Below are 12,947 nucleotides of genomic sequence, written 5' to 3' on the forward strand. Positions count from 1 at the left end.
CGCCACGATCTGCGACCGCAGGATCACCAGAACGAGGATGACCACCACCAGCACGCCGCCGCCGGCCGCAATGGCCTTCCAATCCATGCCGGTCAACCAGCCCAGACCAAGCGCGCCGGAACCGAGCAGCCCGGTCAGCCACTGCCAGAAGCCGGATTTCTCCTTCACCTTCTGCTCGACCTCTTCGGGAACGGTCGGGCGCGGTACCGGCACCTTCTCGATCTGCTTGGGCTGCCCTTCCAGATGCAGGGAGCGAACGCGAGAGAGCACCCGCTTAACCTCATCCACGGAGACAGAGGCCCGCTGCCCGCCATAATAGCCCCTGCCCTCCGGCGTCGGCAGGCTGGCCCACTCCTTCGCCAGGTTGAGCAGCAGGGTGTTGAGGTGCAGCCGGCCGGCGAGCCATTTGTCGATGCCCCGCAGTCCGAGCAGATAGCAGGCCATCCGGTCCTGCATGTCTTCATCGAACAGTTCCGCGCCGGTCAGGCCGAGCGCCTTGCGGATCGCCCGCATCGTGGTCCGCACGATCTGGTAGCGCCCGCAGGCCGAGGAGTTCAGCCGGCTGTTGTCCGGATCCTTGAGCATCCGGGTTTGCAGCTTGTCGACCTGATCCAGCGTCATCGCGGTCAGGATGACATCGGTGCCCTTGCCCTTGGACACGCGCCCATCGAGCATAATGCCGTAGCCGAGCGTTTCGTTGTAGCCGTCGCCCCTGTCCGTCCCCTCGGAATGGCCAAGGAGATCGAGCACCGGTCGATAGACGCGATACTTGTCCATGTCGTTTCCTTTCTGGTGATGAGTCCATACGAAAGCGCCGCGCCCGGAAGGCACGGCAGAAACTTTCAGATTGTGGGTAGGTTCAGTTGCGCAGCGGCACCAAGATTACGTGATCACACCAATGGTGCGATCACATCATTTTGCTACCTTGGATTGCCGTCGAGCGAGATAATCGCCCTTGGAGCCCCAAGCTTGAAGACGTGAATTAGTACGCCCTCGCTCGTCGGCTCCACCTAGCGCCCTCTCCGTCATTCGCAAAGATGCGTGTAGCCGCAAGGTAGCATTTTATCGGACACTGAATATTCAGTCGGCTGCAAGCGCGCGAGTTGGTTGCGTACTCATGGAAATTCTGCAATCAGATCGGCCGAATAAGCCTGTTCGGGGGAAACCAATTGCAGAAGTCAGGTTATAGGACCGACATCGACGGCATTCGTGCGTTGGCCGTCCTTCTCGTGGTGATCTTTCATATCAACGAAAACCTTATCCCTGGCGGCTTCGTCGGCGTGGATGTGTTCTTCGTTATATCCGGCTATCTTATTACCGGAAATATCCTGAGGGACTATCAACGAGGCACATTCACTTTCTCGGAATTCTACCGACGGAGAATTCGGCGCATACTCCCTGCCATGTTCACCGTCACTTTTGTGACGCTCATTGCCGGCACGCTATTGTTGTTGCCGGAGGATGTGAACCAGCTGGCCTTGTCTTCGCTTGCTACGGCCCTATCCGGCGCTAATATCTTCTTCACGTATTTTCTCGATACAAGCTATTTTGCCGCAGACAGCGCTACCATTCCGCTTTTGCATATGTGGTCGCTCGGCGTCGAAGAGCAGTTCTATTTCCTATGGCCGGTCTTTTTGATCTTCCTTCTCGGTCGAGCGCGCTGGCTTTTAACTGCCCTTGCATCCCTCATAGTGGCGAGCTTGGCTTTCGGCGAATGGCAGTTGCGCCATGAGCAATTTGAATGGGCCTACTACATGTTGCCCAGCCGAGCGTTTCAGCTCGCAGCCGGCGGAACTCTCGTATTCATGCCGCAGATAAGCCGTCTCGCGGCCATGCTTCTCGCACCGTCCGGCCTGCTACTCGTGTTTGGAAGCGCGTTCCTTCTTGCTGGCTCTTCGCCCTTCCCTGGCCTTAACGCCGTTCCTGTAACCATCGGCGCGGCGGCGATTTTGGCTTCGGGCGTCCACACCACGCCATTCTCGACAGCCCTTTCGGTCAGGCCTTTGAGGTTCGTAGGGCTAATCTCCTATTCCCTCTATCTGTGGCATTGGCCGGTACTCGCCTTCCTGCGATACTTCTATGGAGAGTTAGATGCGCTCCAGCAGGTCATCGCGTTCATTGTCATGACAAGCCTCGCCGTCGCCAGCTATTTTCTCGTAGAACTGCCCTTCCGCCATGCGGCATTCTCTTTCCGAAAAAGTTTCATTCGGTTCGCGGTTATGCCGACGGCCACACTCGCTCTGATCGTAGTTGGACTTGTTACGACTGATGGCTACGGGCCTTATCGCTATACGGATTACCCTAAAAGGCTCGCAAATTTACCGGAAGCAAGAGCGGCCTTCTCAATCGCCCAAACGTGCCAACGGTCTGCCATTCGAGTAACCGACACAGAAGGCGACGGTTGCGTGATTGGAGTTGGCGAACCCCGCGTACTTCTTTATGGTGACTCCAACGCCACGCATTACATTGGCGTGATCGCAGCGCTCGCCAGAGAAGCAGGTGTCCCGTTCAGAAACTATGCACACTCAGGGTGTGTACCGCTCAATTCAGACCCTTCACCATATGTCACGGGACGGTACCTTCAGCCGTGTGTCGACTCGCAACAAGTCGTTGCAAGTGATCTCATGCAATATGACCTGATCTTCTTGGCCGCAGCTTGGGGCGTCTACGACAAACGGGCTACCAGAAGCGGAGGCGACTTGGCTGGCGATCTAAAGGCTTTCGTCACAGCACTCACCGCAAATGGGACGCAAGTGGTATTGATAGACACGGTTCCAGCACAACCGCACGTGGATGGTCGATGCGGTCGAAAGATGCTGAAGATCAATGCTTTGGATTGCACCCGTCTTGGCGGATTGAACACAATTCCCGATTTCATCTCAGATCTAAAAACAATCGCGAAAGAAATACCAAACACATCGTTCCTGAGCCTTCGCTCAAGCATTTGCGACGACCGAACGTGTCCAGCATTCCATGAAGACGGAACAGCGCTCTATTTTGACAGAAGTCACCTGAGCGCTGAAGGCAGCCGCAAAATTGGCGAGCGCTTTGTCGGCTCCAGCGAAGGGTTGAAGATGGTCGACTTCATCAAGTCGACCGTTAGTTATTGATAAATGATGCCAGCTGCGGTGATCGCATTCGCATTTTGACTCAGCGTACCAAGGCCGCCACTAGCGTTGATTGTTGATCCGGTCACGACTTCGAACCCAAAGTCGAGCACAGCATTCGCGATACCATTGTGTGCGTTAATATGCGATCCTTCCGCCGCGTAGAAACCGCGCCGCGTCGATGCCTGAGCGTTTTTCGCCACATCAGCGTGGCGCGCATTAATCACGGCACCCTGCCAAGCGTAGATCCCGGCAATCCCCGCATCACGCGCTTGCGCGCCCCAGCAATCGATCACAGCGCCCTCTTCAGCTCGAATACCATACGAGCCACATGATGCTGCTCGACCATTATTGAAGCTCAACTGTGAGACCTGCGAAGATGAAACGCCATACTTCACAGCATCGCGAACGTCAGAGTCATCCGCGTGAATGATTGATCCTCGCCGCGCAGAAATACCTGTCGCATCAACCAACGCTTCCGTAGAGCCCGACGATCCTGCGTACCGAAAATTAGTGCCGTTCGCCACAGCTTTGGAAGCTCGATTTGCGAGAAGACCAAAATATCCAGCCCGAATAACGCCTGCTCCAGCGTCGATAAGCATTGAGGCTCCTGTATCGAGATAAATACCGGTCCTGCCTCGGCCTTCCGCGTCAATAAGACACTCAAGAGAGGGCATAACGCACCCCTTGTCTCCATAGAAGATGTGACTCATAGCTGGGAAAGCAGGACTCAGAAGAATATCTCCCGACTCTGATGTGATCCGAAAATGGCTGTAATCCCCACGCGACAAACGAAGACCAGAGATAAGCAGATGCCCAGATGAAATCCGAATGGTGATTACTGCTCCCGTCCGCTTGGGCAAGCCTCCCAGTTCGTTGAACGCCGTCTGCAGCGTTGGGTAATCCTCTGGAATGCGGTACGTTGTTGATGACAGAGCACGGGGCACCCATAGATAGTCACCATCTGCGTCGCTATTCTTGATAAGCGTGTCACCAATGAATCCGCCGGTCGGGACACCGGTCATCTGTGCAGCCTCATACCATTTGACGGTCACACCATCTGCAAGCGTGATAGGAAACTTCCTGGCATGAGTTGGCTCGGCCGCAACTAACCTGTAAAGCGCACCTCTTCCGTCGCCAGCTAGGACCAAGCCAGCGGTCCTAATGTATTCCGGCGCGACTGCTGGCGCGAACGCTCGTGCCGTTGCAACGTTTGAAAATTGCGGATCAATGACGGTGGTCATGGATCCAGAGGCAACGGAAGCAGCCGCTTCCGACCGGCTTGCTGCAGCTTCTGCTGCGGCTACAATCGCGGCCGAGGCCTGATCGGACAGCAAACGGAAATCTCCGCCCTGCACAACACCCAGCATGACCGAGCCCGCAGGAAGCCCGCCGACAGCCACATCATTGCCCGAGACGGTCTTCACCGTCAGCGCTACCCCACCATTGAACGCCACGGTCACGGGCGAAGCCGTGTTCGCGGCGGTAATAGGCAGAAGGATGAGCTGCGTTTCGTTCACGGCCACAGGCGTGGTGGCCGCAATTGTGTTCGGCGTTCCTGCCCCGGCATTCGTGGCCCTGACGAAGCCCTGCCCCGGAACGTTGCCGATCTTCACCCACGAGCCCGAGCCGGACGCGCCCTGCTTCATGTAGAGGCCATCGTCGGCAATGCTCTCGCCGATCAGGATAGCGCCGGTATTTGCTGCATGGTCAAGGTCGGCATTCAATGCGGAAAGACTGCCATAGACCAGCAGATCGCCGCCCTCGAGTGCCACCTGAACGATGCGCTCAACCTCTGTCGACCACACCTGAGCATCATGATTGATGACCTGGCGCGGGTTGCCGGCTGCATCCGTAGGCGCAAAGATGAGCGCGCCGAGCTTGGAAAAGATCGACATCAAGTATCTCCGATTTTGGATAGGCTTCGCCGGCCGGGCAGATGCACTGCGCGGGGCGGATCAGTTCACGATGGGTGTGGTCTCGACTCCCGGTAGAGCCTCTGCTTCACTTGGAGGCGCTAGACAGGGAGGGGAAAATGGATTGACTCAGACAGAACCAAGTGGTGTGCCCGGACTGCCGTGTTCGGATCGGGAATTGGACGCTTGCGGGCACCCTACAGGTGGTCTCGGGTCTTGGAGGCGTCGCTGGCTGCGCTCACCGAGGAGACCCGAACGCCAAGGGCATCCAATGTCCGCGATTAGCGGAGGCTGTTGCGGAAGCGAAGCGATCAGTCGACCATCCGCGTCGTGAATGACTTCTTCCTGCACGGCCATTCGGATTTCGCCATCATCATCCTTGAAGGCGTATCCGTTCGCCACATAGGTCCAGTTATCTGGGGCCGCGTGGGCAAGATCAAGAAACTCTTCTTCGGTCATGTCTTCCTCGCATGCTTCGCCGACCGAGGCGCGCGGGCCGGGGCGGCTGGAAGGGTTCAAATTGAGGAGTTCAGCGCCGGCCTATGGCGGCGGGCCTTCGAAATTGTAGGTGTTCACCTTCTGTCGGCTGGTGCCATCGGTGGTGTAAACCGTCGTCGTGATGGTGATGGTGTGGGCGCGCCCCTGCCCCGGCTTTCCGATTTCGAAACTGCCGACCTGCTCCTGAAGCGGCCGACCGACACCATCATAGAGCGTCCCACTGCCTGATGGGGTGCCGATGGCGCTCCAGGTCACCACCATCCGCGCAACCTGAATGTCATCCTTGTGGGGTGACGACGTGATGGTGAATGTCCGGTTTTCGCTGGTAACACCACTGTCTTCGTATTCGATGTCCTGATACGGCACATTGGGCAGACTGTTGTCGACTGCCATGGGATCGACCGTCAGATATTCGGATGGATAGGACGCCTCGCCATCCCCATTGTACCAGCGCACCCGGAAGTCGCACTTTGCCCCGCGCGTATCTTCATAGTCCCGCGCATACCAGCGGTCGGCAGGCGAAGGCGGCGGGATAGGATCACCTCCCGGCACGTGATTGTCCCATTCCGCCATGCCCTGCCACGGATCCGGCAACCCGCCCGTATAGGTGCGGAAGTTCGCCTCTGCGAGTGTCCCGCCGCTCACAGTGCCGTATTGGACGCGGGTTTCCCACGCGCCGCCCGGAACCTGCACCACCACCGCGCGCGTGGGCGCGGCCGGCGTGTCCAGATCACTTTCATATTGCAGGTTCGGAAGCTGCTCTGGTGCTGCGGCTTCCATCGTCGCCGGGTTCCACGGGCTGTCAATCAACTCCTGCGGCCAGACCGTGAATGGAATATCCACCTGCCCGCGCTCATCATCAACGCGAGGCGGGGCGATCTTGCAGACCGGGGTTTCCTCGATGTCGGAGAGCGTGATGTTGGCGTAGTCCCTGCCCCACAGCGCAAGCCCCGCCATGTTGCTCTGCACCACGCCGGTGTCGCCACGCGCCTGCAGGAAGAGACGCCGCGCAATGCGCTGCGCCTGGCTGGCCGATGGACAGAATGGAAGTTCGATATCGTAGATCTTCTCGCCATACCGATCGATCTCATCCTGCACGCGCGCCCACCCAATGCCGGTCATGTCGATCTCGCCCATCTCATACCCACGCTCGGGCGAGTAGTAGGAGATGCGGCAGATGTTCGGGCGCTCGGCAGCTTCCGGGCCAGACCGCCACGAATAGCTGGTGATGTGATCGTCGGTCAGCGTCATGTCAGCCGTGGGTGCGTCATCGATGAGCCCGATGCGAACCAGCCCCGCATCGCTCAGCGTCACCTCGCACCCGATGCTTTCCAGCACCTGCTTCATGGTGTCGCCGCGCTTGGCCTCAGAAAGCCACACACCAGAGCATTGCGAACGCGGTTCCGTTCCGGTCAGGGTTGGAACCATCGCATCGGCCTTGTCAGCTTCCGCCGCAATGAAATCCCAATCGAAGCTGTCGGCCGTCAGATCAGGGTAGGAGAGCATGATGCGGGCAGCGCAAAGCGGCCCGTTCATCGACCACACCCATGTGGCGTCGTTGTCCTTGTGCGCCCCGACCTCTCGCGGGTCATAGACGACATTCCACCGGGCAGTGGTCGCGCTTTCCGGTTCACCCTGGTTGTAGAGCTGGCCGAACTTTTCGGTGTAGATGCCGGGGGAGACGTATTTGACCAGAGACTGCGCGATGCCACGAACGCGATGCGCAGAGGTCCATGTGGTCGGGAAAGAGCTGACCAGTTCAGGCCACGCCGTTTCGGTCCCGTCGCCAACCTTGGTCTTGAAGGTCACCCAGGAGCCGCCGGACTTCGCAAACGGCGGTGACGACACATAGCCCGTGTCGCTATCGACCACCACCTCGCGCCCGCCGAGAAAGTACTCCTCGATGGCAACCATCGGCCCCTTGGCGTGGCAGGTCAGGCGAAATCTGTCCCTGTTCCTCGTGTTGCCGAAGGTGCGGACACCGCCGAGACGGCAGCGGCCAATGGCGTTGATCTCGGATCCTTCAGGCGAAATCTCAAACGTGTTCTTGTATTGGCCGGGGTCAATCTTCTGGCTCTTGGACAGGGCCGACGAAACCAGAAGCGAAGCGCCGATGCCGATGGCGTAGAGACCGATCTGCGCGGCTGTCACCAACGCGCCAAACGAGAAGGCAGCACCAAGCGGTCCGGCAAACAGAAAGAAGCCGATGCTGATCGGGTCCGCCGAGGCGTGCGCCGTCATCGCCAGGTAGGATCCACCGGCGCTGAGAAGGAATTTCCAGAGCTTCATGGTGTCTCGTAGACCCTCAGAAACTGGCGCACCGGCCCGAAGGGATGCCAGCCGCCACTGTCTTTGCGAATGATGAGGATGCGGCCGGCGCCGAGAATGCCGCCGACCTGGCCGTGAAGGCGCGTCTCGATGATGCCGACATCACCGATTTCCGGCTCGCCGATGCGCTCCATGCCGCCCGCCTGCGCGGCAATGTCATCCCACACCGCCAGGAGCCCGCCCATGCGCTGGATAATTGCGTGCGCCTCATCTCTTGAAGAGTATTGGGGCAAGTCGATCTGCTTGCCCGTTTCTTCCGACCACCACAGCGCAGGAGCGGCGGAACAGTCACTTTCGCCCCAGACCACCGGAGCGCCCTCAAAGCGCGTCAGGAAAGCCCGCAGGCGGTTTGCGCGGCCCATGGTCAGTTCCATTTCTCGGCCACCTTCACGCCGACGAACTGGAGCCCCTTGTCGCCGGGATAGCGCCGGCGCTGGTCGGCATCGTTCCACTTCCCGCCAAAGGGAAAGTTCTGAGCCTCCCAGAAAGACTCGACCGTCAGCCCCACATAGCGGGTGCCCACGCCCTGCCGGTGCAGCGTCGGTGCGGACATCTTGCCGGGGAACATGCTCTTGAAGAGCTTGATCTGTCCCGTCTCGGGATCGAATGCCCCGAAGCGCAGCGTGGCCGATCTGCCTTCGATGGCGCGCGCATCCCGCTTCACGCTCTTGAAGAACTCGACATTGACGCCGCTCAGGATGATGTCGACCTTGGCCGCCTGCCCGAAGCGCGGATCCTCGACGGCGGAAATACCGACCAGCAGGCCACCGACCGGATCGGTCACGCCAACATATGTCTGCCCCTCGACCTCGACCTCACCGACACCATTGTGCAGGTAGTGAATGCCGGTCGGGAGATCGAACTCGCCGAACCAGGCGCGCGTGACATGGGGACCGGACAGCCAGTCCATGTCCGCTTGCGTGAACTCTGCCATTGATCAATCCGCGAAATACTTGCGCACGTCGTAATCGAGCACTTCGACAAGCGTCATGGAGAGGTTGATGCCGAATGCGGCATCACGGGCGGCGGTCGCAGCTTCCTCGCCTTCCAGCCGCATCGCGATCACGGGGCGAAGGGTGGCAAAGTCATCAGGCGAGATGTCTTTCCGCAGCGGCGGCCAGACACGATACCGACCGGGAGCAAGAACCTCGGTGACCATGTATTTCCCGAGATGGAACGGGAAGAACCCGAACATGTCGCCAATATCGAGGCCGTGGCCCCAGAACGCGCTATCGAGGGAGACAACCGTGCCGCCCTTCGACATCGCAGCCGATACCGCCACCACGGGCGGGGTCGAGCCCCAGTTCTGGCCATTGCTCCATGGTTGCCCGTTCGCCCACGGCTGCCCGTCACGCCACTCCTGATCCGTCGCCGCCACCCCCATTTGCGAGCGTGTCAGCCCATCCCAGTCGCAAAACGGCACGGCGACCGCATTGGCCCCGCCATGCAGGGCAGTGACGAGGCCACGATAGCGCCGGAATATCTGCCCGCGCATCAGTGACGGGAATCCGAAGCGCCAACGCCACAGCCCGAACGGACTCGCCGTGGTCTGGAGAAACCCGCTAATGGATTGCGTCTGCGATGCACCAATCGTGCGCGGGCCGGAAAGCGGCTCACGCATGTTCGTGCGCAAACCGTTCGGCCATGAAAGCAGTCTAGCCATTAGGGCCTCGTTCCACGAACGTCACGGGTGTTGATGCGATTGTCGATCTGCTTGGGCAGGCTGCGCTGCATTTCCTTCAGCTGCTCATTCACACGAGCAAGCGCCGGCGCATTCGCGTCCCGCGCATCGATGGTGATGGGCATGCTGATGGAAGTGCTGCGCGAACCGGATGCGGAAGGCCCGCGAAGATCCACAGGGATGCGACGGCCATCGGGCAGCGGAACCGCAGCCTCCGGCCCCGCCTCACCGAAGATCGATGCCGACCGGGCAACACCGCCCTTGGCAAAGCGTGGAAGCGGCTGGGGCTTGCCGTGCGCGGCAATGCCGCCCTTGGCAAAGCCGAAAAGGCTCAGAAGCCCGCCACCACCGAAACCGCCACCGAATAGACCGGCGATCAGATTGTTCAGCGCCATGTCCAGCAGTTTGTCCGCAACCTTTTGGAGCGCACCCTCCAGCGCTTCGGCAGCATCAACGCCATTGCGCAGATCATTGATGAAGCCGCCCAGCACATCTTTGCCCAGGTCTTTCAGATCGTCGGCCTGCTGCCGTGCATTGTCCTGCGACTCTGCCAGCTTCTCGGATTCCACCGTGGCCGTGGCGTAGGCAGTGGCAAGCTGGCGGATCTGCTCGGAAAGCTGTGGCGTGATCTCAAGCCCCGCCTTCTTGGCCGCATTCTCCAGTTCGGCAATGGCCGTAGCGCGCTCAAGGGCGAAGCCGTAATCATCGATCAGAGGATTAACCGTGGCCTGCGCGGCCGTCATCGCCTGAATGGAAGCGGTGCGCTCCCTGATCTGCTCGATCTCACGCTGGAGATCGTTCTGTCGACCGCCCCGCCGACCACCACCGCCGCCGCCGCCACGTCCACCAGTGCTCGGCAAATCGAAATCACCAAGGGAAACCGTGCGTGGTTTGCTGTCCGGGCGCGCGCCGGGGATCGGCCCACTATCAGGCAACGAGACACCGGCGCCAGCCTGGCTCTTTTCGTACCACTCCTTGATGGCAGCTTCGGAAACCGACCCGGCAGTTTCGACGGTCTGCGCAAAGGCATTGTCGATCCGTGACTGGAGAGCCCGCGAAGATTTGACGGTGAACGCGCCGCCTAGGAAGTCCTTGGAGACTGCGCCACCAGTCAGCACCTCACCAATCCTGTCAGTACCAAGCGCAGCCCCGATGGACGGGACAAGGTTCTGGACCCACTCGATACCTGCACGCAGATCATTGAGCCAACCAAGGATCTTGCGCACTTCCTCGCCGAACGCTTCGAAATCGATCCCGTTGATGGCATCAGCCATCGTCTGGAATGCCGCACCAAGACCATCTGCGGCCAGAGAGCCTTTGGCGAAGTCGCGGGCCGCATCAATCGCAGCGGTGCGGACGTTCTCCAATCCCTGACTGGTCGTGAGTGTCGCGTCGGCAACCTTCTCTTCGAGGATGACGCTGCCAGCCTCAAACGCCCGGAAGAATGCCTCTGACGAAATCTTTCCATCCACAACGAGCTGGCGCAGCTTGGAGACAGAACCACCAGCCTCTTTGAGACCGGCAGCCGCCGCCTGCGCAATCGGCAGCGCACCTTCAAGGATGGAGTTGAATTCCTCAGCCCTCACGACACCAGAACCAAGCGCCTGGGAGAGCTGGAGCAGTGCACCAGAAGATTCAGCCGCCGATTGTCCGGAGACGCGAAGCGCGAGCGCAATCTTGTCGGTGAAGTTCAACATCTCCTCTTGGGAGACGTTCAATTCCTTCTGAACGAGCGCCGCTCTGCCATAAAGCGTGACGAGCGTTTCGAGCGGCGCGGCGTTTCTAATCGCGCTATCGCGGAGCCGGTCATAGACCTTCTCCAATTCAGCGCCAGACAACCCCGCCACTTTCAGCGCGTTGTCGATGCGCGTTGCACTGTCCAGGAGCGATTGCATCCCCCGGATGCCGCCTGCGACAGCAAGCGCCTTCGCGATGGACGCACCAATCCCAGAGAAGCCCCGCGAAAGGTTCTTGTTCATCCTGTTGAAGCGCGTCTCAATCGAGCGGGCACGCTTGTTCGCAGTCTGGTTCGCCTTTGCGAGCTGCTTCTCAAATTTTGCTTGGCTCGCTTCAAGTCTTACGATGAGGCGTTCAACATCAACCGCCATTTGGCAACCTCAGATTCGTTTATACGTCGGAGAAACTCGTTGAAAACCGTCATCGCTAGCCTGACCATACTCGTCACTACCAACGCTGCGCACGCCGATACCTATCGGCTTATCCACGCACTCGGGAACGCTGAAAAGGAAATCGCCAGAGGCTTGAAGAAGGACGAATGCGAAGCAATGAAAAGAGACCGGAAGCGCATTTCAAATGCGCTTGGCATTCACAATGAAACCCTCGGTCTTGGCTCGATCACGTGCCTGCCCGAGAGCATCTTCGCAGACTAAAAGCCCGCAATGCCCATATCAGCCAGGTCGTCGTCGGAGATATCGCCGCCCTTCGGCTTGGCCCCATGCTCAAGCATGATGCCGTCACGGGCGGCCATGAATTCCCATAGGGTCAGAACCCCTATGTCTCCGAGCTTTCCCCGCCACTGATAGAAGCCGGAGAAGCGCCATTTTCCGCGCGGGAGAGGTTCGCGCTCTGGTCCGCCTCCCCCGCCTCCAATTCCCCCACTTCGTCATCCTGTGTGCCGAACAGGGCAGAGGCGAGAACGGCCTGAGCGGTAATCACCGAGAGCGAAAGCGGCTCATCCTCGACATGGAGCTTGACCAGCTTGCGGGCTTCTTCCTTCGACATGCCGCCGCCTTCGAGACCAAGGCGGATCGGCTGGATCACATCGTCAACGTGCCAGCGCGCGGATGAGAGCCGGTTCAGAACATGAGCCGGGCCGGCATCGCACTTCTCCTGAAGCGCTCGCAGAAGCTCGATGGTGAGCAGGAATTCATGCTCACCACCTGCCCAAGTGATCTCGACGCCGCGCGCCATTAGACCTTCGCCGTCCGGGTCGGCACACCGTCGAAGTTGATCTCAAGCTCGGCGGTGACCTTCTGGCCCTTTGTGCGGGAGTTGTTCAGGCTCACCAGTAGGGCGGGGCCAGCTTCGGTCTCGGTGTCACCCGTTGCGCCGTCAGCCTCCACCTTGGCGTTGCGCAGGCGAATATTCAGCGTGGAACCGCCATACCACCAGCCCATGATTGTTTCATGGCTCTGGAGCGCCCAGACGCCGGTGGCCGAGATGGTGACCTCCTGAGAGCGCACAGCACGTTCGATGCTGAGCGGCAGGCTCTCGTCGTTACAGTTCGGCACCTCAGTTGTGTCGATGTTCGACGTGCGGTTGATGGTGACATCCGTGAGACCACAGAGCGCAGCATAGGTGCCGCTTTCCGGCGTGGTCTCGATCTCCAAGATCATCTGTTCGAATTTTGCAGTTACAGCAGTCATTGTGTTGCTCCATGCGGGAATGGGCCGGTCG

General features: G+C 59.5%; 11 protein-coding genes. 2 read left to right on the forward strand and 9 right to left on the reverse strand.

The window, feature by feature from the left end:
- Positions 1–777 (reverse strand): lysozyme family protein (locus NDI72_RS07215; protein WP_283800042.1); only part of this gene is annotated, 777 nt, incomplete at its 3' end.
- A 392-nt stretch (positions 778–1,169) separates the two neighbouring features.
- Between NDI72_RS07215 and NDI72_RS07220 the strand changes: the two genes are divergently transcribed.
- Positions 1,170–3,110, forward strand: a complete 1,941-nt coding sequence (locus NDI72_RS07220; RefSeq protein ID WP_283800043.1) for an acyltransferase family protein — start codon at positions 1,170–1,172, stop codon at positions 3,108–3,110.
- On the opposite strand, the gene NDI72_RS07225 is transcribed toward NDI72_RS07220, so the two are convergent.
- From NDI72_RS07225 to NDI72_RS07250, 6 genes are all read right to left on the reverse strand, one after another.
- Positions 3,104–5,005 carry a right-handed parallel beta-helix repeat-containing protein gene (locus tag NDI72_RS07225; RefSeq protein WP_283800044.1) on the reverse strand — a complete coding sequence of 634 codons (1,902 nt, stop codon included), beginning with the start codon at positions 5,003–5,005 and terminating at the stop codon, positions 3,104–3,106. The genes NDI72_RS07220 and NDI72_RS07225 overlap by 7 nt on opposite strands.
- 558 nt (positions 5,006–5,563) lie before the next feature.
- Positions 5,564–7,810, reverse strand: a complete 2,247-nt coding sequence (locus NDI72_RS07230; protein ID WP_283800045.1) for a phage tail protein — start codon at positions 7,808–7,810, stop codon at positions 5,564–5,566.
- Positions 7,807–8,223 carry a DUF6950 family protein gene (locus NDI72_RS07235; RefSeq protein ID WP_283800046.1) on the reverse strand — a complete coding sequence of 139 codons (417 nt, stop codon included), beginning with the start codon at positions 8,221–8,223 and terminating at the stop codon, positions 7,807–7,809. Before NDI72_RS07235 ends, NDI72_RS07230 begins: the two co-directional genes overlap by 4 nt.
- Positions 8,214–8,783, reverse strand: a complete 570-nt coding sequence (locus tag NDI72_RS07240) for a transcriptional regulator (protein WP_283800047.1) — start codon at positions 8,781–8,783, stop codon at positions 8,214–8,216. Before NDI72_RS07240 ends, NDI72_RS07235 begins: the two co-directional genes overlap by 10 nt.
- 3 nt (positions 8,784–8,786) lie before the next feature.
- Positions 8,787–9,512, reverse strand: a complete 726-nt coding sequence (locus tag NDI72_RS07245; RefSeq protein WP_283800048.1) for a hypothetical protein — start codon at positions 9,510–9,512, stop codon at positions 8,787–8,789.
- A complete protein-coding gene (locus NDI72_RS07250) occupies positions 9,512–11,638 on the reverse strand; it encodes a tape measure protein (protein ID WP_283800049.1) in 2,127 nt (708 codons plus the stop codon). The genes NDI72_RS07245 and NDI72_RS07250 overlap by 1 nt, the downstream gene beginning before the upstream one ends.
- Positions 11,639–11,677: 39 nt before the next feature.
- Between NDI72_RS07250 and NDI72_RS07255 the strand changes: the two genes are divergently transcribed.
- Entirely contained in the window at positions 11,678–11,920 is a 243-nt protein-coding gene (locus NDI72_RS07255; RefSeq protein ID WP_283800050.1) for a hypothetical protein, read from the forward strand.
- A 121-nt stretch (positions 11,921–12,041) separates the two neighbouring features.
- Here the strand turns inward: NDI72_RS07255 and NDI72_RS07260 are convergent, their stop codons facing one another.
- On the reverse strand, positions 12,042–12,461 hold the full coding sequence (locus NDI72_RS07260) for a gene transfer agent family protein (RefSeq protein WP_283800051.1): 420 nt from the start codon (positions 12,459–12,461) through the stop codon (positions 12,042–12,044).
- Complete coding sequence (locus tag NDI72_RS07265) at positions 12,461–12,916, reverse strand: phage tail tube protein (protein WP_283800052.1); 456 nt, start codon at positions 12,914–12,916, stop codon at positions 12,461–12,463. Before NDI72_RS07265 ends, NDI72_RS07260 begins: the two co-directional genes overlap by 1 nt.
- Positions 12,917–12,947 lie beyond the last annotated feature (31 nt).

Origin of the sequence: Nitratireductor sp. GZWM139 (genome assembly GCF_030068685.1) — a bacterium.
Taxonomy (GTDB): domain Bacteria; phylum Pseudomonadota; class Alphaproteobacteria; order Rhizobiales; family Rhizobiaceae; genus Nitratireductor; species Nitratireductor aquimarinus.

Bases quoted from the DNA above. Each gene is read 5' to 3' on its own strand.
- NDI72_RS07235 (WP_283800046.1), bottom strand. From the start codon at position 8,223: ATGGAACTGACCATGGGCCGCGCAAACCGCCTGCGGGCTTTCCTGACG.
- NDI72_RS07260 (WP_283800051.1), bottom strand. From the start codon at position 12,461: ATGGCGCGCGGCGTCGAGATCACTTGGGCAGGTGGTGAGCATGAATTC.
- NDI72_RS07250 (WP_283800049.1), bottom strand. From the start codon at position 11,638: ATGGCGGTTGATGTTGAACGCCTCATCGTAAGACTTGAAGCGAGCCAA.
- NDI72_RS07265 (WP_283800052.1), bottom strand. From the start codon at position 12,916: ATGACTGCTGTAACTGCAAAATTCGAACAGATGATCTTGGAGATCGAG.
- NDI72_RS07245 (WP_283800048.1), bottom strand. From the start codon at position 9,512: ATGGCTAGACTGCTTTCATGGCCGAACGGTTTGCGCACGAACATGCGT.
- NDI72_RS07230 (WP_283800045.1), bottom strand. From the start codon at position 7,810: ATGAAGCTCTGGAAATTCCTTCTCAGCGCCGGTGGATCCTACCTGGCG.
- NDI72_RS07240 (WP_283800047.1), bottom strand. From the start codon at position 8,783: ATGGCAGAGTTCACGCAAGCGGACATGGACTGGCTGTCCGGTCCCCAT.
- NDI72_RS07225 (WP_283800044.1), bottom strand. From the start codon at position 5,005: ATGTCGATCTTTTCCAAGCTCGGCGCGCTCATCTTTGCGCCTACGGAT.